This window comes from Micromonospora sp. I033 (assembly GCF_053890995.1).
The window spans coordinates 12348-35057 of sequence record NZ_JBSSLX010000044.1 but is presented as its reverse complement, the minus strand read 5'-3'; the positions used below and the strand labels follow the sequence as shown (position 1 = coordinate 35057).

Sequence of the window (22710 nt, the reverse complement as noted above, 5' to 3'; positions counted from 1 at the left end):
GGCGGGCGGCGACCCGCCGGGCGGCTTTAAGGTACGGGCATGTCCGTTGACGGGTGGAACACCCTCCTGGTGCTCGGCGGTATCCGCTCGGGCAAGTCGGAGTTCGCCGAGTCGGTGGCCGCCGACGCGCCCACGGTGCGGTATGTGGCCACCGCCCCCGACGGGGACCCGGAGGACACCGAGTGGGCGACCCGCCTCGCGGCGCACCGGGCCCGCCGGCCGGGCAGCTGGACCACCGAGGAGACCGCCGCCGATCCCGGCCGGCTGGCCGAGGTGATCGCGACGGCCGGGCCGAACGAGACGCTGCTTGTGGACGACCTGGGCGGCTGGGTGACGGTGCTGCTCGACCCGGCCCACCAGCCGGCCGACGACACGGCCACCATCGCCGAGCTGGCCGCGGCTGTCCGGGCCAGCGCCGCCCGGCTGGTGCTGGTCAGCCCCGAGGTGGGCCTGTCCCTGGTGCCCACCACGCCGCTGGGCCGGGCGTTCACCGACGCGCTGGGCGCGACCAACCGGGCGGTCGCCGATGCCTGCGACGCCGTCGCGCTGGTGGTGGCCGGGCAGACCGCCTGGCTGAAGCCCCCCGCACCGGCGCAGCCGGCCGCACCGGCTCCGGCCGGCCCCGGCCAGGCGGGCGCCCCGGAGCCGGCGGCCCGCACCGAGGCCCGCCCGGTGACCGCCGCCGACGAGGCGCTGCCCGAGGTGCTCACCCCCACCGCGCCGGCCGCCCCGGCCCCGGCGCCGGTCAGCGCGACCGGCCCGGCCGACTGGGCCGCACCCACCATGGCGCTGCCGATGGTCGCCACCGGCCTGGTCATCCAGCCCGGCATGGAACTGCCGATGCCCGACGACTACGCCGGCCCGCAGGCCGTCGACCGGCTCACCACCCTCGACATCCCGGGCGCCGGCCTCGGCGTGCTGGAGCGGGTGGTCGGCTTCGCCGGCGCCACCCAGGGCACCGCGACCCCCGCGCCGTGGGGTTCGGTCCGGGTGCTGCTGCTGCACGGCGACCACGAGGGCGGGGCCTCCGCCGGCGCGGCACCCGGCGAGTCGGCCCGCCGCGCCCGGCAGGCGCGCGCCGGCAAGGGGCCCCTGGCCCGGCTGGCGGCCGAGAACGGCGCCGGCCTCCAGGTGGTCGAGACGCCCACCTCCGCGCCCATTGAGGCGGGGCCCGCGCTCAGCGGCGAGCAGGTCGAGTCGGCCCTGCGCTACGGCTGGCGGCTCGCCGAGCAGGCCGCCGACGCGGGCGTACAGCTGCTGGTGCTGGCGGCGTGCGGGGCCGGCACCGAGGCGGCCGCCGCAGCGGTGCTGGCGGCCACGGCCGGCGCGGAACCTCCGGCGGTCCTCGGCCGGGTGGTGACCGAGCACGGTGAGTACGACGACGCCGCCTGGATGGTCCGCTGCGCGGCCGTCCGGGACGCGCTGCACCGCACCCGGCGCTCCGCCCGCGAGGCCAAGGACGTGCTCGCCGAGCTGGGCGGCGGCGACGTGGCGGTGGCCACCGGGGTGCTGCTCGGCGCGACCGCCCGGCGCGTCCCGGTGCTGCTGGACGGACCGGTCGGGGTGGCCGCCGGCATGGTGAGTCGCGACCTGGCCGGGCAGGCCCGGCACTGGTGCCTGCTGCCCGACCACGGCGGCCGGCCCGGGGTGCGGCTGGCCGCGGACGTGCTGGGCCTCACCCCGCTGCTGGACCTGCGGCTCGACCTGGGCGAGGGGGCGACCGCGCTGGCCGCCCTGCCGCTGCTGCGCTCGGCCCTGGCGCTCGCCGCCGGCCTGCCCGTGCACCCGTCGCTGGGCGGCGGGGACGACGAGGACTTCGCCGAGCCCGAGCCGGCCGGCCCCGGTCCCACCAGCACCGGGACCGAGCCGCGGTTCGCCGAGCCCGAGCCGGCCGGGCCGGGGCCCGCCACCACCGAACCCGAGCCGCAGTTCGCCGAGCCCGAGCCGGCCGGCCCCGGTCCCACCAGCACGGAGACCGAGCCGCAGATCGCCGAGCCCGAGCCGGCCGGCCCCGGTCCCACCAGCACGGAGACCGAGCCGCGGTTCGCCGAGCCGGAGCCGGCCGGGACCGAGCCGCGGTTCAGCGAGCCCGAGCCGGCCGGACCCGGGCCGACCACGACGGAGCCGGACGAGCCGGTCGCCCCCGGCCGACGTGCCGACTGAGTTCCGGCTCGCCGACGGGATCCGGCTGGCGCTCACCACCTTCACCACGGCGCCGGTGCGCGCCGGCCGGGTGGACCGGGCCGCGGCCGGCGCCGCCATGGCGCTCGCTCCGGCCGTCGGGGCGCTGCTCGGCACGCTCCTCGGGGCGGTGCTGCTGCTCGCCGCGGCGGTCGCGCCCCCGCTGGTCGCCGCCGGCCTGACCGTCGCGCTGGGCGCCCTGCTCACCCGGGGCCTGCACCTGGACGGGCTGGCCGACACGGTGGACGCGCTGGGCTCCTACCGGCGCGGGCCGGCGGCACTGGAGATCATGAAGAAGCCGGACGTCGGCCCGTTCGGGGTGGTCGCGCTGGTGGTCGTACTCCTGCTTCAGACCGCGGTGCTCGCGGAGCTGGCCGGGCGGTCCGGGCCGGCGGCGCTCACGGCGGTGGTCGCCGCGACGGCGGCCGGCCGGCTGGGCGTCACGCTGGCCTGCCGGCGCGGGGTGCCGGCGGCCCGGCCGGAGGGGCTGGGCGCGCTGGTGGCCGGCACGGTGGGGCCGGTCGCGCTGGTGGCCGGCACGGTCGCCGTCGCGCTGCTGGCCGTGCCGGCGGTACCGGACCGCCCGTGGCAGGGGCCGCTCGCCGTGCTCGCCGCGCTCGCCGTCGCGGCCGGGCTGCTGCGGCACCTGGTACGCCGCCTCGGCGGGATCACCGGCGACGTGCTCGGCGCCCTCGTGGAGATCGTCACCACGCTGTCCTACCTGGGACTGGTGCTGTCCGCCTGAGCGTCACCCGTCCGGCCGGGTAGCGTTCTCAGGCGAGGTGCACCGGCGCGGTCGAGGGGGACGGCATGCTCATCACGGACGACTTCCTGCCCGTACCGGTGCCCGAGTCGCTGGACGCGACCTACCTGGTGCCGATCGTCGGCCTGCCGAAGGTGAGCCCGAAGACCGCGGTGGAGGGGCTGGCCGGCCGGCTCGCCGAGCCGGTGCACGGGCTGGCCAAGCAGATGCTGGACAGCCCGCTGATGACCGTGGACACCCGGCCGGTCAGCGAGTTCCCCGAGCTGCCGCCGGACCTGCTCACCGCGTTCGGGGCGACCGAGGCGCAACTGGCCCGGCTGGCCGCCGCCACGCACCTGGTGGTGGTGCAGGCCGAGTACCGGCCGGGCTGGCCGCCGGCGCACGAGTGGGCGGCCCGGGCGGTGGCCGCGGCGGTCGCCGAAACGGTCGACGGGGACGTGGTGGACGTCTTCGGGCTCCAGTTCCTCGACCCGGCGACCGCGCTGCGCTCGCTTCCCGACGAGCAGGGCCGGATCCGGCTGGTCGACTGGGTGCTGGTGCCGTACTCGTCGGACGCCGACGGGCTCTGGTTCACCACCAAGGGGCTGCGCCGGTTCGGGCTGCTGGAGCTCCAGGCCCAGGGCGTGCCGGACCACCTCACCCGGGCCTGGGGCGCGGTGATGACCGGGGCCGCCCGGCGGCTGCTGCGCGACTGGACCGAGGGGCTGGCCGGCGAGGAGGTGCCGGCGTTCGTGCAGCTCCCGGTGCTGGCCACGGTGACCGGGCACGACATCGCGGTGGCGTACGGCAATCCGGAGCAGCACGGCGCGACGGCCCCGGTGCTGCTGCGGCTGGAGCTGGACCCGGCGACCGACCCGGACGCCGACTCGTTCCTCACCCTGAACCCGCCGCCCGGGCACCCGGGCCCGCCCGGCCGCTACTTCGCCGCCGCCTGCGCGACCCTGTTCAACGGCATCCAGCCCGACGTCCGCTACGCCCGCTCCGGGGACGCGATGAGCCGGGCCGTCGCCACCGCCCGGGCCGCGCTGGACGACATCCGGGCCCGCTTCCTCGCCGGCCTGCTCCCCGCCGAGAGCCAGCTCGTGGTCAAGTACGGCCTGCCCGGCGACGACGGCCCCGAGTACGTCTGGGCCGGGGTCACCTCGTGGGACGCCCCGGAGCGGATCGTCGGCGCGAGCGCGAGCGACGCCGCCGGCGACCCCACCGTCCGGATCGGCGCCCCGGTCGTCGTGGAGGCCGCCGACGTCGTCGACTGGGCCGTCCTCGACGGCACCGGCGTCATCGAGGGCGGCTGGACCCAAGCGGTCCTCGACGCCGGCGAACCCCCCACCACCGACCAACCGAGTTGATCAAGAAGTTTGCGTCGCCGGCAGGCCGGTTCCCGACGCAAACTTCTTGATCAACAACGCTGGGCGGGGGTCAGCGGACGGAGGGCTCCACGAAGGGGGGTCGGGTCAGGCGCATCTGGGCGCGGCGGCCGCGGATGTCGACCTCCAGGACGTCGCCGTCGGGGAGCTTCGGGTCGGTGTCGATCAGCGCCAGGGCGATGCCCTGCTTCTTCGTCGGGCTGAAGGTGCCGCTGGTGATCGTGCCGACCTGCTTGTCGCCGGCGTAGACGGCCATGCCGGGGCGCGGGATGGCCCGGTCGACCGCCTCCAGGCCGCGCAGCGTACGGGCGGGGCCGGCGGCCTTCTCGGCCCGCAGCACGTCCCGGCCCCAGAAGGCCGGCTTGTCCCAGCCGACCGCCCAGCCGGAGCGGGCCTGCACCGGGGTGATGTCCAGGGAGAGGTCCTGCCCGTGCAGCGGGTACCCCATCTCGGTGCGCAGCGTGTCCCGCGCGGCCAGGCCGCAGGCGCGCAGCTCGTACGCCTCGCCGGCGGCGAACAGCGCGTCCCAGACGGCGAGCGCGTCACCGGCCGGCACGACCAGCTCGTAGCCGAGCTCACCGGTGTAGCCGGTGCGGCAGACGGTCAGCTCGACGCCCGCCAGGGTGGCGGCCGAGAAGCTCATGTAGTCGTGCCCGGTGGGCAGGCCGAGCGCGTCCAGCAGCTCCGCCGAGCGGGGCCCCTGGACGGCGAGCACCGCGTACGCCTCGTGCTCGTCGGTGACGACCACGCCGGCGGGCGCGGCGGCGCGCAACCGGCGCACCACCTCGGCGGTGTTCGCCGCGTTCGGAATCAGGAAGACGTGGTCCTCGCCGTGCAGGTAGGCGATGATGTCGTCCACCACGCCGCCGGTGGCGTCGTCACAGCAGAGCGTGTACTGGGCCTTGCCGGGTGCGATCCGGCCGAGGTCGTTGGACAGGCAGGAGTTCACGAAGCCCGCCGCGCCCGGCCCGGTGATCCGGGCCTTGCCGAGGTGCGAGACGTCGAAGACGCCCACCCCGGTACGCACGGCCGTGTGCTCCTTGAGCACGCCGCCGCCGGCGTACTCGAGCGGCATCTCCCATCCCCCGAAGGGGGCGAACTTCGCGCCGAGGGCGGTGTGCCGCTCGTGCAACGGGGAACGGCGCAGCCGGGTCGCGGCGGCGTCGGAGGTCACCTCGGTCATGGGTGGCAACTTACCGGCCCGTGACCCGGTGGTTAGCATCGGCGGGACCCCGCCTGCGCCCATCGGCGGGACAGCCACGCGTCCGGCGGGTAGGTTCGCCGCCGGAGACCTTCATCGCCGGTACGCGACGCCGCGGCCGGCCCGGCCCGCCCGGAGTAGCTTTCGTGACATCGCCCCGCACCACCCTCAGCCTGGTCGACACCGACCCCGCCGAACTCGCCGTCGACGCGATCGTGATCGGCGTGCACAGCCAGACCACCGAGCAGGAGTCCGGCTCACCCGCCGGCGCCCTGCTGCTGGCCAGCGGCGCGGAGAGCATCGCCGCCGCGTTCGACGGCAAGCTGACCGAGACGCTGGCCCTGCTCGGCGCGACCGGCGGCCCCGGCGAGGTGATCAAGCTGGCCACGCTGGGCACGGTCACCGCCCCGGTGGTCGCCGCCGTCGGCCTCGGCCCCGAGCCGTCCGGCGCCGCCCCGGCCCCGGAGACCCTGCGCCGGGCCGCCGGCGCGGCGGTCCGTGCCCTGGCCGGCGCGTCCCGCGTCGCACTCGCCCTGCCGCTGCCCGACGACGCCGACGCCCCGGCCGCGCTGCGCGCGGTCACCGAGGGCGCGCTGCTCGGCGGCTACCGGTTCGCCGGCTACAAGACCAAGCCGCAGCCGGCCCGGCGCGAGCCCGTGGCCGAGGTGCTGGTCGCGGTGCCGGACGCGGCCGACGCGACCGCCCAGGCGGAGGTCACCCGCGCCCAGGCGGTGGCCGGCGCGGTGCGGACCAGCCGGGACTGGGTCAACACCGCCCCGAACGAGCTGCGCCCGCCGTCGTTCGCCGAGGCCGTGGCCACCGCCGCCCGGGAGGCCGGGCTCGGCGTCGAGGTGCTCGACGAGGCGGCGCTCGCCGCCGGTGGCTACGGCGGCATCCTCGCCGTCGGCCAGGGCTCGGAGGCCCCGCCGCGGCTGGTCAAGCTGACCTACACCCCCGAGGGCGGCGGCAACGGCAAGCGGGTGGCGCTGGTCGGCAAGGGCATCACCTTCGACACCGGCGGCATCTCGATCAAGCCGGCCCAGGGCATGTGGGAGATGAAGTCCGACATGGCGGGCGCGGCGGCTGTCGGCGCGGCCATGCTGGCGGTCGCGGCGCTCAAGCCGTCCGTCGCGGTCACCGGATACCTGCCGATGGCGGAGAACATGCCGTCGGGCACCAGCTACCGGCCGGGCGACGTGATCACCATGTACAGCGGCAAGCGGGTCGAGGTGCTCAACACCGACGCCGAGGGCCGGATGATCCTGGCCGACGCCATCGCCCGGGCCTGCGAGGACGGCGCCGACTACCTCTTCGAGACCTCCACGCTGACCGGCGGCCAGGTGATCGCGCTGGGCAAGCGGATCGCCGGCGTGATGGGCACCCCGGAGCTGTGCGAGCGGGTCCGCGCCGCGGGCGACGCGACCGGCGAGCCGGCCTGGCCGATGCCGCTGCCGGACGACGTGCGCAAGGGCATGGACTCCGAGGTCGCCGACATCTCGCAGGTCAACGCCGGCATGGACCGGGCGGGCCACATGCTCCAGGGCGGTGTCTTCCTGCGCGAGTTCGTCACCGACGAGGTGGCCTGGGCGCACATCGACATCGCCGGGCCCGGCTACCACTCGGGTGAGGCCACCGGCTACTGGACCAAGGGCGGCACCGGCGTCCCGGTGCGCACGCTGCTGCACCTGGTCGACGACGTCGCCGCCAACGGCTGACGCGTCCGCCGCGCCGTGACGGGGCGCTCCCCTCGGGGGGCGCCCCGTCGGCGTGTCCGGGTCAGAACAGCTCGGGGCGGCGCTTGCGGCGCTCGTTGTAGTCGCGCATCCGCTGCGGGTAGCCCATCAGCCGGACGTCGTAGATCGGGATGGCGAGCCGGTGCGCGAACCGGCGGGCCTCCTCCGGCCCGCCGACCCGCCGCCGGGTCCACTCGCCGTCGTCGGCGATCAGCATGACCGTGGTCTCGGTGACCGTGGTCCGGGGTTCCAGGTACGCCTCGACGCCCCGCCGGGTGCGGATAAAACTCTCAAGGTGGTCCAGATCGGCGCGTTCCGCGGCACGGTCGCGGCTCACCGCACCCGCCTGCTTGCGTCGTCGGAACAGCGCCACCGAACCCACTCCTCCCCGTACGTCATCGAAGACGGTGCCAAGCGTACGTGTCACCGACGTGTCGTTGGGCACCTCACTACGCGCCCCGTCCCCGGTGGTGACAAGATGACCGAGGTGGGGTGTGCCTGTTACTCCGCCGTAACCCCCGATGCAGCGACGCGACCTGGGAGTTGGACGTGAGCGAGCCGAACGACGCAACCTTCGACATCGTCATCCTCGGAGGTGGTAGCGGCGGCTACGCGGCGGCGCTGCGTGCCGCCCAGCTGGACCTCTCCGTCGCCCTGATCGAGAAGGGCAAGCTCGGGGGGACCTGCCTGCACAACGGCTGCATCCCGACCAAGGCCCTGCTGCACGCCGCCGAGATCGCCGACCAGACCCGCGAGTCGGAGCAGTTCGGCGTCAAGGCCGAGCTGGTCGGCATCGACATGGCGGCCGTCAACTCGTACAAGGACGGCGTGGTCTCGCGCCTCTACAAGGGCCTCCAGGGCCTGGTGGGCAGCGCCAAGAAGATCACCTTCGTGGCGGGCGCCGGCAAGCTGGTCGGGAAGAACGTCGTCGAGGTGGACGGCAAGCGTTACACCGGCCGCAACATCATCCTGGCCTCCGGCTCGTACGCGAAGAGCCTGCCCGGCCTGGAGATCGACGGCGAGCGGATCATCACCAGCGACCACGCGCTGACCCTGGACCGCGTCCCGTCCTCGGCGATCGTGCTGGGCGGCGGCGTGATCGGCGTCGAGTTCGCCAGCGTCTGGAAGTCCTTCGGCGTGGACGTCACCATCGTCGAGGCGCTGCCCCGACTGGTCGCGGCCGAGGACGAGGAGTCCTCGAAGGCGCTGGAGCGGGCGTTCCGCAAGCGGAAGATCAACTTCAAGGTCGGCAAGCCGTTCGAGAAGGTCGAGAAGACCGAGAACGGCGTGAAGCTGACCATCCAGGGTGGCGACACCGTCGAGGCGGAGCTGCTGCTGGTCGCCGTCGGCCGCGGCCCGACCACCGCCAACCTCGGCTACGAGGAGCAGGGCGTCAAGATGGACCGCGGCTACGTGCTGACCGACGAGCGGCTGCGCACCAGCGTGCCGAACGTCTACGCGGTCGGCGACATCGTGCCCGGCCTCCAGCTCGCCCACCGCGGCTTCCAGCAGGGCATCTTCGTCGCCGAGGAGATCGCCGGCAGGAACCCGGCCGTGATCGACGAGGCCGGCATCCCGCGGGTCACCTACTGCGACCCCGAGCTGGCGTCCGTCGGCCTGACCGAGGCGAAGGCCAAGGAGCAGTACGGCGCTGACAAGATCAAGACCTACAACTACAACCTGGGCGGCAACGGCAAGAGCCAGATCCTCAAGACCGCCGGCCACGTGAAGCTGGTCCGGGTCGAGGACGGCCCGGTGGTCGGCGTGCACATGGTCGGCGCCCGGGTCGGCGAGCTGATCGGCGAGGCGCAGCTCATCTACAACTGGGAGGCGTACCCGGCCGAGGTGGCGCAGCTCGTGCACGCCCACCCGACGCAGAACGAGGCCCTGGGCGAGGCGCACCTGGCCCTGGCCGGCAAGCCGCTGCACGCGCACGCCTGACACGACAACCGCGGCGTCCGGCGACGGGCGATGATCCCACCAGGGGAATGAAGGAGTCTGGAGAACATGCCGGTATCGGTCACCATGCCCCGGCTCGGCGAGAGCGTCACCGAGGGCACCGTCACGCGCTGGCTCAAGCAGGAGGGCGACACCGTCGAGGTCGACGAGCCGCTGCTCGAGGTGTCCACGGACAAGGTGGACACTGAGATCCCGTCGCCCGCGGCGGGCGTGCTGAGCCGGATCGTGGTCGGCGAGGACGAGACCGCCGAGGTCGGCAGCGAGCTGGCGGTCATCGCCGGTGCGGGCGAGGAGGCCGGCGGAGCCGCCCCGCAGCAGGAGGCCCCGGCGGAGCAGGCCGAGCAGGCCGCCGCCGAGCCGCAGGCCGAGGCGGAGCAGCCGGCCGTCGAGGAGCCGGCCCCGGCCGCCGCCGCGCCGTCGGGCGAGGGCACCCCGGTGAAGATGCCGGCCCTGGGCGAGAGCGTCACCGAAGGCACGGTGACCCGCTGGCTGAAGCAGGTCGGCGACACCGTCGAGGTGGACGAGCCGCTGCTGGAGGTCTCCACCGACAAGGTCGACACCGAGATCCCGTCGCCGGTCGCCGGCACGCTGCTGGAGATCAAGGTCCCCGAGGACGAGACCGCCGAGGTCGGCGGTGTCCTGGCGATCGTGGGCGCGGCCGGCGCCGCGCCGGCCCAGCCGAAGCCGGAGCCGAAGCCCGAGCCCAAGGTCGAGGCGAAGCCCGAGCCGAAGCCGGAGCCGAAGCCGGAGCCCAAGGTCGAGGAGCCCACCCCGGGCCTGTCCTACAACGAGCCGGCCGCCGAGACGGAGCAGGCCGCCCAGCCGGCCAAGGTCGAGCAGGCCGCCCAGCCGGCCGCGCCGACCACCACGCCGCAGCGGCCGACCGTCCCGGCCCAGGCCGGTGGCGAGGAGGGCGCCGGCTACGTGACCCCGCTGGTCCGCAAGCTGGCCGCCGAGCACGGGGTGAACCTCTCCTCGGTCAACGGCACCGGCGTCGGCGGGCGGATCCGGAAGCAGGACGTGCTGGAGGCGGCCGAGAAGGCGAAGGCCGCCCAGGCCGCGCCGGCCGCGCAGCCCGCCGCCGCGGCTCCGGCCCCGGCCAAGCCGGCGGCGAAGCCGCAGCCGAGCACGAAGCGGGGCACCGTCGAGAAGCTGCCCCGGATCCGCAAGGCCATCGCGAACCGGATGCACGAGTCGCTGCACGAGATGGCGCAGCTCACCACGGTGATCGAGGTGGACGTCACCCGGATCGCCAAGCTGCGGGCGCAGGCCAAGGACTCCTTCCTGCAGCGGCACGGCGTGAAGCTGTCCTTCCTGCCGTTCTTCGCCCTGGCCGCCGTCGAGGCGCTCCAGTCCTACCCGATCGTCAACGCCCGGCTCGACCTTGAGGGCGGGACGATCACCTACCCGGACGCCGAGCACCTCGGCATCGCCGTGGACACCGAGCGGGGCCTGCTGGTGCCGGTCATCCACAACGCCGGTGACCTCAACCTGGGCGGGATCGCCAAGCGGGTCGCCGACCTGGCCGAGCGCACCCGGACCAACAAGATCAGCCCGGACGAGCTCGCCGGCGCGACCTTCACGCTGACCAACACCGGCAGCCGCGGCGCGCTCTTCGACACCCCGATCGTGCCGTCGCCGCAGTCGGCGATGCTCGGCACGGGTGCCGTGGTGAAGCGCCCGGTCGTGGTCAACGACCCGGAGCTGGGCGAGGTCGTCGCGGTCCGGTCGATGGTCTACCTGGCCATGTCGTACGACCACCGGCTGATCGACGGCGCGGACGCGGCCCGCTTCCTCGTCGCGGTCAAGGAGCGGCTGGAGGCCGGCAACTTCGAGGCCGAACTGGGGCTCTGACCCCCTGACGGAAGAGGGGCGCGCGGCGGATGCCGCGCGCCCCTCTCGTCGTTTACGGGTCAGCCGCGCAGGTGCTCCTCGGAGACCTCCCAGAGCCGCTCGGCGGCCTCCGGGTCGCGGGCGTACGGGGCGTAGCCGGTGCGGGTGCCCGGCTGGTTCGGCCCGGCCTCCTGGCAGTCCTCGAAGTACCGGCCGCCGACCCCGGCGACCAGCGGCGAGGCGGCGACCAGCACCGAGGTGGCCGCGCCCTGCTCGGGGTTCTTCCAGTAGGCGGCTCCCCCGCCGCTCTGCGTGCGCATCCGCTCCAGCTCCTCCTCGCTGATGTAGCGCTGGAGGTTGGTCCGGATCGCGCCCGGCATCAGCGCGTTGGTGTAGATCCCGTCGTCGGCCCAGCGCCGGGTGGCGTCCACCGCGAAGAGCACGTTCGCGGTCTTGGACTGCCCGTACGCCTGCCACGGGTCGTAGGGCCGCTGCCGGAAGTGGATGTCCTCGAAGACCACCGGAGAGCGCAGGTGGGCCGCCGAGCTGACCGAGACGATCCGCGCGCCCTCGGCCGCGGCGAGCGCCGGGTGGAGCCCGGTGGCCAGCGCGAAGTGCCCGAGGTGGTTGGTTGCGAACTGCATCTCCCAGCCCTGCGCGGTGCGCAGCTCGGGCGAGGCCATGATGCCGGCGTTGTTGACCAGCATGTGCAGCGGTCCGTCCCAGGTGCGGACGAAGGCGGCCACCGAGCCGAGGTCGGCCAGGTCGAGCGGGGCGACCAGGATCCGGTCGTTGCCGGTGCTGCCGGTGATGTCGGCGGCGGCCCGCTGCCCGGCCTCGGGGTTGCGGACGGCGAGGGTGACGTCGGCCCCGGCGGCCGCGAGCGCGCGGGCGGTCTCCACGCCGATCCCGGAGGCGCCGCCGGTGACGACGGCCCGCCGGCCGGTCAGGTCGAGGTCACGGACCACCTCCAGGGCGGTGGTCTCGCGGGAGAACGGGGTGCTGACGGGTGTACTGGTGGTCATGATCCATCCTTGTCGGTGGCGGCACGGACCGGTCATCCGGCCGCTACGATGAGAAGCGGAGGATCCTCCGTTACGACCGAGCCTAACCGGAGGAACCTCCGGTTGCCAGTCCGGCCGGGCGTACCTCCCGGTCGAGCCGAGGAGGAGCCGTGCCCGACCGACCGCTGCGCGCCGACGCGCTGCGCAACCGGCAGCGACTGCTGGACGCCGCGGTACAGGCGTTTTCCCAGGCGGGCGCCGAGGTAACGCTGGACCGCGTCGCCAAGGAGGCCGGAGTCGGCATCGGCACCCTCTACCGCCACTTCCCCACCCGGGAGGCCCTCATCGAGGCGGCCTACCGCAACGAGCTGGCCAAGCTCTGCGAGGCCGTGCCGGAGCTGCTCGCGGCCCGGCCCGCCGAGGCGGCGCTCCGGGCCTGGATGGACCGGTTCGTCGACTACCTCGCCACCAAGCGCGGCATGGCCGACGCGCTGCGGCTGGCCATCGCCTCCGGTGCCAACCCGTACGCGCACAGCCGGGACCGGCTGCTCGCCGCGCTGGACGACCTGCTGGCGGCCGGCGCCGCAGCGGGGACCGTACGCGCCGACGTGGCCGCCGCCGACGTGCTCGCCGGGCTGAGCGGCGTCTCCCTGGTGGCCGGCGAGCCCGACCAGCGCGCGCAGGCCGGCCGCCTGCTCGACCTGCTGATGGACGGCCTGCGCCACCGCCCGGGCTGACCCGATTCCGGCCCGCTCCCAACGAGGCGCTGACAGACTCGGTCGGTGGGCGGCTACCGGCGGCGGGGACGCCTCGGGCCGGCGGTGCCGGTGGCGCCCGGGGCACGGGTGGACCGATTCGAGATCTTCTTCGACCTGGTCTTCGTCTTCTCGTTCTTCATCATCACCCGGGCCACCGCGCTCGAGGTCAACGGCGGCGCGCTGCTGCACGCGCTGCTGGTCCTGGCCGTGCTCTGGTGGTCGTGGGTGGTGCACAGCATCGTGGCCACCCGGATCCGGCTCGGTGAGGGCTTCGTCCCGGTCCTCATGACGGTCGGCATGGCGGCGCTGTTCACCTTCGCCCTGTCCCTGCCGCACGCGTTCCGGGACCCGCGCGGCAACGCGACCGGGCCGATCGTCGCCGCGGTCAGCTACACCGTCATCCGGGGCGTGCACCTGCTGCTCTACCTGCACGCCGTTCGGGACAGCCCGAAGGAACGCCGGCAGCTCCTCCGATTCACTCCCGAGCTGGTGGGCAGCACCCTGCTGCTGGGGGTCGCCGCCCTGATCCCCCCGAAGATCGACGACCTCTTCTCGGCCGCGGCGGTCCGGGACGGGCTGTGGGCGACCGTCGTGCTGCTCCAGTACAGCACCGGTCTCATCGCCGGCACCTGGGGCTGGGGCGTCGCCTCCGCCGAGCACTGGACCGAGCGGTACGACCTCATCCTGATCATCGCGCTCGGCGAGTCGGTGATCTCGGTCGGCGTCGGCAGCAACCTGCTCGGCCAGGCGCCAACCTGGCCGGCCGTGGCGGCGGCGGTGCTCGGCATCTTCTTCACCGCCGCGCTCTGGTGGGCGCACTACGACATGGTCGGACCGGCCGCCCGGATCGCCCTGCACGCCGCCCAGGACGGGCCGCGCGTCGCCATGGCCCGGGACGCGTACGGGTACCTGTTCCTGCCGATGATCGCGGGCATCATCCTGTTCGCGCTCGGCGCCGAGATGATCGTGCACCAGATCGCCGACCCGCACGTGCCGCAGCACCTGCCGGCGCACGGCTCCGGCGTACCGCTGCTCTTCGGCGGGGTGATCTGCTACATCTGCGGCAGCATGCTCTTCCAGCTCCGCACCCTGCGGACCCTGAGCTGGACCCGGGTCGGCACGGTGCTGCTGCTCGCCGTGAGCATCCCGGTGGCCGGGCACCTGCCGGCGCTGGCCGCCCTCGGGCTGCTGACCGCGATCACCATCGGCATGGTGGCGGCCGAGGTGGTGGTCTTCGACGAGGGCCGGCGCGCGCTGCGGACACTGATCTTCGAGGAGCGGACCAGCCACGAGGCGCACGAGGCGGCCTGGCGGGCCCGCTGGCACGAGCCGAACGAACCCGACGAGGGCGAGTGAGGGCCGTCCGCCGGCGGGTGCGCAGACCGCGTCGACGGCCGGACAGCGGTCACCGGCCCGTGGCCCCCGCAGGAAAGCGGCGGGCGAGGTCGTCCCGTGACGCCCTGACCGCCCCGACGATGTCGGCCAGCGGGCGCACGATCCGGGCGTTCGGCACCGGCTCGAAATCGCTCAATGACCGGCCCACCGCCATGACGTCCGAGGTGTCGAAGTCGTACTGGCCGAGATAGCTCCACCCCGCCTGCACCTCCACCTGCCCGGTGCTCATCGGTCACCCTCGTGGCTCGTGTCGCACACATGACGTCGGCGGGGACCCCGTGGGGGCCTTCCGGCTGCCGATGTGACGCCGGACACATTATTGGGGACAGCGGCGTCACGGGGCGCACTTGTAGCGTGTCGGTCAGTCGACATCGAGCGCCGCAAATTCATGTACGCGCTCGCGTCGTCGCCTCGCCGGGCGGCGAGGTTGGTCTCAGGGGCAGGAGTCGTCGATGCGACCGCAGAGAGAGGCCGTCCACCGACGGGCCGATCCGATGGCGTCCACGGTCCCGTCGGGTGCGCCCCCGGGCTCGTGCACCTCGCCAGTCCACTGAGGCCGCCTCCCGTCCAGGTTGTCGTCGCCGCGCCGCCCACCGAACGGGCGGCGCGCTTTTCCACGGGGAGTAGGCATGGTTCTGAGATCGTCCGCGGGCGTCGTGCCACTGGCGCGGCGCCAGGGGGCCGGTTGGCGGCAGGCCGTCGTGGCGTGCCTCACGGCGTTGGCGTTGTTGGTCAGTCTCCTACCGGCGAATCCGGCCCGGGCGGAGGACCCGCCACCCCCGCCAGCCGACCGGACGCCGGTGGTGCAGGCGTGGTTGAACGGTGGCGCGAAGGTGCGGGCCGCCGCGGAGTTGGCCCTGGTCGGCACCGATGAGCAGATCCGGGCGTTCCTGAGCGACGGCTGGGCCCAGGCACAGCAACTGGACAACCGGGACGCGGTCGTGTCGGTGATCGCCGAGGCCGGGCCGGCGGTACGGGCGGCGGCGCAGCAGGCGCTCAACGCGGCGGACGCTGGTGACCCGGATGCCCTGTCGACCTTCCTGAACAGCGGCTGGCGGCAGCCGTCGGACACCGACGCCCGGGTGCGCGTCAACCAGTTGATGGCAGCCGGCGGCGATCAGGTGAAGGCGGCCGCGCAGCAGGCGCTGGATTCGGCGGACCCGTCGGTGTGGCGCGAGTTCGTGGACTCCGGTTGGCAGTCGCGGTGGCTGACGGATCAGCGGGTGCGGGTCAACCAGGCGATGGCCACGGGCGGCCCGCAGGTGAAGGCGGCCGGGCAGAAGGCGCTCGACGCGGGTACGCCGGAGGCGTTGGAGTCGTTCCTGGACTACGGCTGGTCGGTCGCGGCGGCCCGCGACCAGGAGACGGAGACGCTGACCGCGCTGCAGGCACAGGCGCAGGCGCAGGGCGACCTGGCGGCACAGGAGACCCAGCGGGCCGTGGACGAGGCGGCGCGGGCCAAGGAGGCCGCCGAGGCGGCCAAGCGGTCGGCGCAGGAGGCGGCCGCCGCGACGAACGCGGCGCGCAACGACACGAAGGAAGCGGCGGCGCAGGCCAAGCGGGCGGCGGTGGCCGCGCAGAAGGCCGCAGCAGCGGCGAAGGTGGCGGTGCAGGCGGCGGCGTCGGCGAACCGGGCGGCGCGAGCGGCCGCGGCAGCGGCGCAGCGCGCGGCGTCGGCGGCGTCGCAGGCGGAGCGGGCGGCGACCAGGGCGTACAACGCGGCGGCGTTGGCGGCGACCGACGCGTCGAAGGCCGATGCGGCGCGCATCACCGCGCAGGAGGCGCGGGACAACGCCAGGTTGTCGCGGGACTTCGCCACGACGGCGCACCTGGCGGGTCAGGCGATCCAGGCGGGCATGAACGCCCTGGAGGCCGCCCGCTCGGCGGCGTACCAGGCGAAGCTCGCCGCTGACGCCAACGACGACGCGACCACGTACGCGAACGCCGCCGGCGCGGACGCGTCGGAGGCGGTGGCAGCGGCCAAGCAGGCGCGGGCGGACGCGGACCGGGCGCTGCGGGCGGCGGACGCGGCGCAGCGCTACCTGGAGATCGCCGCGCAGGCGGCGTTCAAGGCACGGGACGCGGCGAACCGAGCAGCACAGCACGCCGAGGAGGCGGCCGCCGCTGCGATCGAGGCGGCGGATCATGCCGGGGACGCCGCGATGGCGGCGCAGCGGTCGAGTGAGGCGGCGAACGCGGCGACCGCGGCGGCGAACGCGGCGGTCGAGACCGCCGGACAGGCGATCGAGGTGTACAACGCGGCGCGGGCGGCGGACGCGGAGCGCATCGCGGTGGCCCAGGACGAGGGCGTCGAGGCGGCTCGGCAGGCCAGCGCGAAGTACGACCAGGCGCAGGCGGCGGCCAAGTGGGACGCGCTGCAGGCCGAGCAGCGCGACGCGGAGACCAACCGGCTCATCGCCGAGGCGACGAGCCCGGCCACCGACCCCGCCGTCGCCGTCGGTGCCGCCCGGAAGGTCGCCCTGCACCTGTCGAGCGCGTCCGGCGCCTGGACCCGGAAGGCTGCCCAGGCCGCGCTGTCCGGCAGCGACGCGCAGGTGATGGAGTTCGTGCGCACCGGCATCGCGGAGGCGGCCGGGCAGGACGACCGGGTCGCGGTGCGGGATCTGGCGGTCACCGACAACATCGGACTGCGTGATGCGGCGCTGGCGGCGCTCAAGGGCAGTGACGCGCAGGTGTCGGAGTTCCTGCGTACGCAGAACTACTCCGGCCGGTACACACAGGACCGGCTCAAGGTCAACCAGATCCTCTACGCGGCGAAGAACTCCGGGGACGTATACCTGGCCCAGAAGGCGCAGGAGGCCCTGGACTCCCAGGACGGGCAGAAGCTGCGGGCGTTCATCGCCTCCGGCCAGTACACCGCCGCCGCCGTCGGGCAGCGGATCCAGGTCAACGCGATCATGGCCAGCGCGGACAGCGGCCCGGAGGTCAAGGCCGCCGCGCAGATCGCTCTGGACGGGCCTCCGCCCGGACTGCAGCAGTTCCTCAAGGAGAGCCGGTACGCCGCGGCCGAGCGGGACCAGGACGCCGCAGCGCACCTGGCGGTGGTGGCCGGTCTCGTCCAGCGCATCAACGGAATCGCCCAGACCGCGATGCAGAACGCGATGGAGGCGCAGAAGGTCGCAGCGCAGGCCCGCAAGGACGCGGAGGCGGCGGCGAACTACGCCGACCAGGCCGCCCAGTCCGCGCAGGCCGCTGCCGGCTACGCGGCGAAGGCCGCCCAGTATGCCGACCAGGCGAGCCAGTCGGTGGCCAAGGCCGAGGCGGCGGTCAAGACCGCCAAGGACGCGGCGACCAGGGCGTCCGCCTCGGCGCGGAGTGCGATCCGCTCCGCGTCCTGGGCGGTCGCCTCGCACGAACAGGCGATCCAGTCCGCCAACGAGGCGCAGGCCTCGGCGAAACGCGCGTACGACTCGGCCATCGCCGCCGGCAAGAGCGCCGGTGAGGCGGTCGCCGCCGCCAACGAGGCCTACAAGGAGTACGAGGCGGCCAAGGGCCTGGAGGTCGCCAAGTGCCACACCGAGTACGCCATGGGTCCGGCGTCGGACTTCGAGAAGTTGCTGAACGGCACCCAGGGTGAGTGGGCCGCGACCTGCATTCGCAATGTCATCGCCGACCCCGCCGAGCTGGCCAAACGGGCCTACACCAACTCGGCGTACTGCAGCATCTATCCCGAGGGCAGCCAGCTCAACAAGAACTGCCTCGCCTCCGTCCTGGACCCCGACTTCCGGGGTGGACAGACGCTGACGCTGCTCACCCACCTCATCAACGGCATCACCGCCACCCTGATCCCGGTCGCCGCCGCCCTCGGAATCGGCTGCATCGCGACCGTGGTGTGCGGCATCGTCCTGGGCACCCTGGTGACCATCGGCGAGGTCGGCCTCAACATCTACAAGTTCATCAACGGCGACCAGGGCTTGGCCGACACCCTGCTCAACCTCGGCACCCTGGTGTTGGAGTCACTGCTCTTCGCCGGACTCGCCAAGCTCGTGGGCGCCGGCTTCAAGGCCGCCAAACAGCTCTACGCCATCAGCCGGGCGGCGAAACAGGCCGAGGCGGACCTGAAGGCGGCGAACAAGGCGAGGCAGGAGCTGCGGCTCAGGTCATGCCTCACCGGGAACAGCTTCTCGGCCGACACCCCGGTGGTGCTCGCCGACGGCGGTAGCAAGCCCATCGCGGACGTACGGGTGGGCGACCGCGTCCTGGCCACCGATCCCACCACGGGTGTCACCGCCGCCCAGCCGGTGACCAGGCTGATCAGCAACACCGACACGGTCCTCACCGATGTGACCGTCGCGCCCCGCACGGGGCCGGCAACGACCGTGCACACCACACCGCATCATCCGTTCTGGACCTCGGACTCCCGGCGCTGGGTCGACGCCGCCGAGCTGCGGGTCGGCAGCACGCTGCGCACCACGACCGGCGAGCCGGTCCGGGTGACCGGCGTCCGCACCTACCCCGGCAGGCAGGTGATGCACAACCTGACCGTCGCCGAGATCCACACCTACTACGTGGCCGCGGGCTCGACGACGCTGCTGGTCCACAACGTGGGCGGCTGCCTGGACGGTGAGACCGAGTACGATGTCATCGATCCGGCCACCGGAAAGATCGTCACCGACATCGACAGCATCGAGAACGGCGAGCTGTGGGAACTCAAGAGCGGGATCCCGTGGTGGGGGGACACCGACTGGCTGGCCAAGGAGCTCGACGGGAAGTTCGCTAAATATCTGAAGTGTCGGACGCTCCTGCCGCCCGATTACCGCGACGCCGTCATCGGATTCCGTTTCACCAATAAGAAGATTGATTCAAAGACCCGCCAGGTCATCACGGACAGGTTGAGGCAGTTGGCCGAGGACGCCGGAGTCCAGTGGAAGATTGAGTTCGCTTCATGAGCTACCCGTTTCAGACCGCCGAGGCACCGGTGTGGGATCCCGCCCTCCGGGTCGGCCAGTTGTACCTCGGTCAGGCCGAGTTGGTGGCCGGCCTTGTCGAGGTTCCGTCCGGCCTGGTCCCTCGCCGCAACGGCACCTGCGACCTCGATCCGGAGAGGTTCGCGACCTTCGTGGAGCACCTCTGGCGGTTCTACAACGGGGGTCGCCACGCCGCGCTGTCGCACCTGCTGCGTGGCGTCCTGGTGGTCTCCCTGGTGCTGCTCGAACGTGCTGGTGGGCAGCCGTTGCCGGCCGGCGGTGAGGTGCTCGACGCCCTGCTGACCGAGGCGGCCGCACTCGAACGCACCATGCCCACCTAGGGAGACTGCTCATCTGCGATGGGCATCTGAAGATCGTCGAGGGCCGGTTCACCGTGACGGAGAATCGGCCCTCGGCCCTCCCCCGGCACTCCTCCACCGGACAGCCAGCCGGCAGGGGTACGGCTAGAATCTCGGCAGCGTCGCGGTGCATCCGGCACGAAGGCCGCCGTGGGCATGGAGGCGCGGGGCAGCAGGGGACCATGTGCACCCATCCCACCCACCGAGCGGACGGCTGACCGCGCTCGGCACCCAGTTGATCGAGATCCACCACTGGCTCCGCGAGGAGCTGGCCCGGCTCCGCGCGAGCCTCGACTCCCCCGACGGCGGCGGCGCCGCACTCTCCCGGGAGCTGCGCGCGCACTGCGTCGGGTTCTGCGCGGCGCTGGACCGGCACCACACCGGCGAGGACGGCGGGGCGTTCCGCGTCCTGGCCGAGCAGGCGCCCGAGCTGCGGCCCGTGCTGGCCGAGCTGAGCGCGGACCACCGGATCGTCGCCGACCTGCTGCGCCGGGTCGACGCCCTGCTCGTCGAGGCGGCCGACGGCCGGTCCGTCCGGGCCGAGTTGGACGGGCTGGCCGCGCTGCTGGAGTCGCACTTCACCTACGAGGAGCGCAAACTGGTCGCCGCGTTGAACCGGTTGGCGGGTGAACCCGTGGAACTGCTCGGCCTCACGCCACCAGGGACCGGGGACATTCTCGAACGGACGGAGACCGCGTAACCATCGAGGCCACCGTCGGCCCGGATTCGCCGGTCAGCAGAATCGGCGGGTCCGGGCTGGCCCGGACGGCCATGACACGGGAATGCTGGGCCGATGGCGATCTTCTCCGTGCAGGCCCGGCCGACCGACGCGACGAGCTGGACCGACCTGGCCCGCCGGGTCGAGGCGGCCGGCTTCGACGCGCTGCTGGCCGCCGACCACCCCGGTCACGGCGCGTCGCCGTTCGTGGCGCTCGCCGCCGCGGCGGCCGTGACCTCGACGCTGGGCCTGGGCTCGTACGTCTCGAACGCCGGGGTGCGGGAGCCGATCCTGCTCGCCACCGACGTGGCCACCCTGGACGTGGTCTCCGGCGGCCGGGCCCGGCTCGGCCTCGGCGCCGGGCACACCCCGGCCGAGTGGCGGGCCGTCGGACGCGAACGCCCCGACGTCGCCGCCCGGGTCCGTCGCTGCGTCGCGGTCGCCGAGGCCGTACGCGACCTGCTGGCCGGGCACGAGGTGACCGTGGACACCCCCGAGCTGGCCGCGCGCGGCGCGCGGCTCACCGAACTGCGCCCCGTGCGGGACCGGGTCCCGCTCACCATGGGCACGGCCAACTCTGCGCTGCTGCGCTGGGCCGGCGCGCACGCCGACGTGGTCGGGCTGACCGGCTTCGGGCGTACCCTCGCCGACGGCCACGCCCACGACGTGCGCTGGCGGGCCGACCAGATCGAGGCGCAGCTCGCGCACGTGGCGGCCGGGGCGGCCGGGCGGGACGAGCCGCCCGCGCTGGAGGCCCTGGTGCAGCAGGTGACCGTGACCGACGACGCGGAGGCCGCCGCCGCCTCGATCGCCGCCGACACGGGGCTGGCCGTCGCCGACCTGCTCGCCACCCCGTTCGTGCTCATCGGCACCCCCGACGAGATCGTCGCGGCGGTCGCGGAGCACCGGCGGCGCTGGGGGATCACCCGCTTCGTGGTCCGCGCCGACGCCGTCGACGCCCTGGCACCGCTGCTCCCCCGCGCGGCCGCCATCGTCTGATCAATTCCGGCTCGCCGGGGTGGCGGCGCCACGGGACGAGCGGTCAGCCGTCGAGATCCGCGATCGTCTCCCGCAGCCAGTTCAGCTCGGTGCGCGTCGTCGCCGTCGCGATCGTGAACAGCCCCTGCCGGAACGGGTCGTCGAAGTCGGCGGCGCGCAGCGGCCGGTCGCCGTCCCAGAAGAAGCTGGCCGGCTGGGTGAGGAAGGTCAGGCGCCGCCGCAGGACCGCCGCCTGGGCCGCCGGGTCGTCGAGGTGGCGCAGGAACGCGAGCAGGGTGAACCACCGGTTCTCGTCGGTGATGAACAGGTCGTCGGGCTCCCGCAGCCGGTCGAGGAGGGCCCGGCGGCCCGTGGCGGTCAGCGACAGCACGTGCCGCGGCGCGGCCACCCGGCCGGGCTGGAGCTCGCGGGTCAGCAGCCCGGCCGCCTCCATCCGTTTGAGCAGCGGGTAGAGCGTGCCGTCGGCGATCGGGCGCACGTGCCCGGTCAGCGCGGCAATGCGTTTACGCAGGTCATAGCCGTGCAGCTGCTCGTCGTAGAGGAATCCGAGGATCGCGAGTTCCAACATCGCCCCGATCATACCCCCCACCCGATATACCCTCTTACCTTGATACCTCGACTACGAGGTATATTCGGCGCTATGCACAGCGCCATCGTGACCCCGGACGGTTCCCGCATCCGCTGGGCCGAGCTGCCCGGCACCGAACCCACCCGCGTCTACCTGCACGGACTCGGTGCCAGCTCCGCGCCCTACTACGCGGAAGCCGTTGCACATCCGGCCCTGACCGGGCACCGCTCACTGCTCATGGACCTGCTGGGCTTCGGGATCAGCGATCGGCCCGCGCACGCGGCGTACACCCTGGACATGCACGCGGACCTGCTGGCGGACGCGCTGGACCAGGCGGCGGTGAAGGACGCCGACGTGATCGCGCACAGTGCGGGCGGCGCCGTCGCGGTCCTGCTGGCGGCACGTCACCCCCGGCTGGTACGCCGGCTTGTGCTTGTCGACCCCGCCCTCGACGCGGTGGAGACGTTGCCGACGGCGAAGCGGCCGGGCACCTCGGGCATCGGCGTCTACCACACCGAGCGGGAGTTCCTGGACCACGGCTGGGACGAGACGCTGGCGTTCGTCGGGCCGGAGTGGGCGGCCACGATGCGCCTGGCCGGACGGGAGGGGCTCTACCGCACCGCGTTGAGCCTGCTCCGCGGCACGACCCCGGGCCCGCGCGAGGAGTTGGCGAGACTGACCGTGCCGCGTACGTTGCTGTACCCGGCGGCCGACGGGCCGCGGTTCGACGCGGACCGGCTGGCGGCCGCGGGTGTCGACGCGGTGGCGATTCCGGACTGCGGCCACAACATCATGGTCGACAACCCGGTGCGGTTCGCCCTGGCCGTGGCGGCCGCACTGGCCGGCCCGAACTGAAACGGCTCCAGCGGTCCCACCTGCCTGGCCCGTCGCCGCATCCGGACGAGCCGGGTCGACCGAGCCGGCGTCGACCCATCGAGCGTCGA

The 22710-nt window shown here is 73.9% G+C and carries 18 protein-coding genes; 13 read left to right on the top strand and 5 right to left on the bottom strand.

Features of this window, described 5'->3' with window-relative positions; genetic code table 11:
- Positions 1 to 39 precede the first annotated feature (39 nt).
- The 3 genes from ACW0Q9_RS10775 (at position 40) to ACW0Q9_RS10765 (ending at position 4293) form a co-directional block, all read left to right on the top strand.
- On the top strand, positions 40 to 2163 hold the full coding sequence (locus tag ACW0Q9_RS10775; protein WP_456180112.1) for a bifunctional adenosylcobinamide kinase/adenosylcobinamide-phosphate guanylyltransferase: 2124 nt from the start codon (positions 40 to 42) through the stop codon (positions 2161 to 2163).
- The gene (locus ACW0Q9_RS10770; RefSeq protein ID WP_456180110.1) at positions 2153 to 2926 is read left to right on the top strand and encodes an adenosylcobinamide-GDP ribazoletransferase; all 774 of its coding nucleotides are present in this window, start codon (positions 2153 to 2155) and stop codon (positions 2924 to 2926) included. Before ACW0Q9_RS10775 ends, ACW0Q9_RS10770 begins: the two co-directional genes overlap by 11 nt.
- Before the next feature lie 65 nt (positions 2927 to 2991).
- A complete protein-coding gene (locus tag ACW0Q9_RS10765) occupies positions 2992 to 4293 on the top strand; it encodes a DUF2314 domain-containing protein (RefSeq protein ID WP_456180108.1) in 1302 nt (433 codons plus the stop codon).
- A 70-nt stretch (positions 4294 to 4363) separates the two neighbouring features.
- On the opposite strand, the gene gcvT is transcribed toward ACW0Q9_RS10765, so the two are convergent.
- On the bottom strand, positions 4364 to 5494 hold the full coding sequence (gene gcvT, locus ACW0Q9_RS10760; protein ID WP_456180106.1) for a glycine cleavage system aminomethyltransferase GcvT: 1131 nt from the start codon (positions 5492 to 5494) through the stop codon (positions 4364 to 4366).
- A 164-nt stretch (positions 5495 to 5658) separates the two neighbouring features.
- Between gcvT and ACW0Q9_RS10755 the strand changes: the two genes are divergently transcribed.
- Positions 5659 to 7227 (top strand): leucyl aminopeptidase, encoded by a 1569-nt coding sequence (locus ACW0Q9_RS10755; RefSeq protein WP_456180104.1) that lies wholly within the window; start codon positions 5659 to 5661, stop codon positions 7225 to 7227.
- Between the two features lie 61 nt (positions 7228 to 7288).
- On the opposite strand, the gene ACW0Q9_RS10750 is transcribed toward ACW0Q9_RS10755, so the two are convergent.
- On the bottom strand, positions 7289 to 7618 hold the full coding sequence (locus tag ACW0Q9_RS10750; protein ID WP_456180102.1) for a hypothetical protein: 330 nt from the start codon (positions 7616 to 7618) through the stop codon (positions 7289 to 7291).
- Between the two features lie 176 nt (positions 7619 to 7794).
- Here ACW0Q9_RS10750 and lpdA point away from each other — a divergent pair, with 176 nt between their 5' ends.
- Positions 7795 to 9186, top strand: coding sequence for a dihydrolipoyl dehydrogenase (lpdA, locus tag ACW0Q9_RS10745; RefSeq protein WP_456180100.1), 1392 nt, complete (start codon positions 7795 to 7797; stop codon positions 9184 to 9186).
- Between the two features lie 66 nt (positions 9187 to 9252).
- Positions 9253 to 11058, top strand: coding sequence for a 2-oxoglutarate dehydrogenase, E2 component, dihydrolipoamide succinyltransferase (gene sucB / locus ACW0Q9_RS10740; protein ID WP_456180098.1), 1806 nt, complete (start codon positions 9253 to 9255; stop codon positions 11056 to 11058).
- A gap of 59 nt (positions 11059 to 11117) precedes the next feature.
- On the opposite strand, the gene ACW0Q9_RS10735 is transcribed toward sucB, so the two are convergent.
- Positions 11118 to 12062 carry an SDR family NAD(P)-dependent oxidoreductase gene (locus ACW0Q9_RS10735; protein WP_456180096.1) on the bottom strand — a complete coding sequence of 315 codons (945 nt, stop codon included), beginning with the start codon at positions 12060 to 12062 and terminating at the stop codon, positions 11118 to 11120.
- Positions 12063 to 12211: 149 nt separating this feature from the next.
- Here ACW0Q9_RS10735 and ACW0Q9_RS10730 point away from each other — a divergent pair, with 149 nt between their 5' ends.
- On the top strand, positions 12212 to 12778 hold the full coding sequence (locus tag ACW0Q9_RS10730; RefSeq protein WP_456180094.1) for a TetR/AcrR family transcriptional regulator: 567 nt from the start codon (positions 12212 to 12214) through the stop codon (positions 12776 to 12778).
- Between the two features lie 45 nt (positions 12779 to 12823).
- Positions 12824 to 14155 carry a low temperature requirement protein A gene (locus ACW0Q9_RS10725; RefSeq protein WP_456180092.1) on the top strand — a complete coding sequence of 444 codons (1332 nt, stop codon included), beginning with the start codon at positions 12824 to 12826 and terminating at the stop codon, positions 14153 to 14155.
- A gap of 49 nt (positions 14156 to 14204) precedes the next feature.
- On the opposite strand, the gene ACW0Q9_RS10720 is transcribed toward ACW0Q9_RS10725, so the two are convergent.
- The gene (locus ACW0Q9_RS10720; protein ID WP_456180090.1) at positions 14205 to 14423 is read right to left on the bottom strand and encodes a hypothetical protein; all 219 of its coding nucleotides are present in this window, start codon (positions 14421 to 14423) and stop codon (positions 14205 to 14207) included.
- Between the two features lie 574 nt (positions 14424 to 14997).
- Between ACW0Q9_RS10720 and ACW0Q9_RS10715 the strand changes: the two genes are divergently transcribed.
- The 4 genes from ACW0Q9_RS10715 (at position 14998) to ACW0Q9_RS10700 (ending at position 21198) form a co-directional block, all read left to right on the top strand.
- A complete protein-coding gene (locus ACW0Q9_RS10715) occupies positions 14998 to 19104 on the top strand; it encodes a polymorphic toxin-type HINT domain-containing protein (protein WP_456180088.1) in 4107 nt (1368 codons plus the stop codon).
- On the top strand, positions 19101 to 19463 hold the full coding sequence (locus ACW0Q9_RS10710; RefSeq protein WP_456180086.1) for a DUF6086 family protein: 363 nt from the start codon (positions 19101 to 19103) through the stop codon (positions 19461 to 19463). Before ACW0Q9_RS10715 ends, ACW0Q9_RS10710 begins: the two co-directional genes overlap by 4 nt.
- A 202-nt stretch (positions 19464 to 19665) precedes the next feature.
- Positions 19666 to 20181 carry a hemerythrin domain-containing protein gene (locus ACW0Q9_RS10705; RefSeq protein ID WP_456180084.1) on the top strand — a complete coding sequence of 172 codons (516 nt, stop codon included), beginning with the start codon at positions 19666 to 19668 and terminating at the stop codon, positions 20179 to 20181.
- A gap of 93 nt (positions 20182 to 20274) precedes the next feature.
- Positions 20275 to 21198 (top strand): LLM class flavin-dependent oxidoreductase, encoded by a 924-nt coding sequence (locus ACW0Q9_RS10700; RefSeq protein WP_456180082.1) that lies wholly within the window; start codon positions 20275 to 20277, stop codon positions 21196 to 21198.
- A gap of 43 nt (positions 21199 to 21241) precedes the next feature.
- Here ACW0Q9_RS10700 and ACW0Q9_RS10695 read toward each other — a convergent pair whose 3' ends face one another.
- Positions 21242 to 21766 (bottom strand): PadR family transcriptional regulator, encoded by a 525-nt coding sequence (locus ACW0Q9_RS10695; RefSeq protein ID WP_456180080.1) that lies wholly within the window; start codon positions 21764 to 21766, stop codon positions 21242 to 21244.
- A 72-nt stretch (positions 21767 to 21838) separates the two neighbouring features.
- Here ACW0Q9_RS10695 and ACW0Q9_RS10690 point away from each other — a divergent pair, with 72 nt between their 5' ends.
- Positions 21839 to 22621, top strand: coding sequence for an alpha/beta fold hydrolase (locus ACW0Q9_RS10690; protein WP_456180078.1), 783 nt, complete (start codon positions 21839 to 21841; stop codon positions 22619 to 22621).
- Positions 22622 to 22710: the final 89 nt, after the last annotated feature.

Coding starts and splice junctions, on each gene's coding strand:
- ACW0Q9_RS10775 (WP_456180112.1), top strand. CDS start 40: ATGTCCGTTGACGGGTGGAACACCCTCCTGGTGCTCGGCGGTATCCGC.
- ACW0Q9_RS10765 (WP_456180108.1), top strand. CDS start 2,992: ATGCTCATCACGGACGACTTCCTGCCCGTACCGGTGCCCGAGTCGCTG.
- gcvT (WP_456180106.1), bottom strand. CDS start 5,494: ATGACCGAGGTGACCTCCGACGCCGCCGCGACCCGGCTGCGCCGTTCC.
- sucB (WP_456180098.1), top strand. CDS start 9,253: ATGCCGGTATCGGTCACCATGCCCCGGCTCGGCGAGAGCGTCACCGAG.
- ACW0Q9_RS10735 (WP_456180096.1), bottom strand. CDS start 12,062: ATGACCACCAGTACACCCGTCAGCACCCCGTTCTCCCGCGAGACCACC.
- ACW0Q9_RS10720 (WP_456180090.1), bottom strand. CDS start 14,423: ATGAGCACCGGGCAGGTGGAGGTGCAGGCGGGGTGGAGCTATCTCGGC.
- ACW0Q9_RS10710 (WP_456180086.1), top strand. CDS start 19,101: ATGAGCTACCCGTTTCAGACCGCCGAGGCACCGGTGTGGGATCCCGCC.
- ACW0Q9_RS10700 (WP_456180082.1), top strand. CDS start 20,275: ATGGCGATCTTCTCCGTGCAGGCCCGGCCGACCGACGCGACGAGCTGG.
- ACW0Q9_RS10695 (WP_456180080.1), bottom strand. CDS start 21,766: ATGTTGGAACTCGCGATCCTCGGATTCCTCTACGACGAGCAGCTGCAC.
- ACW0Q9_RS10690 (WP_456180078.1), top strand. CDS start 21,839: ATGCACAGCGCCATCGTGACCCCGGACGGTTCCCGCATCCGCTGGGCC.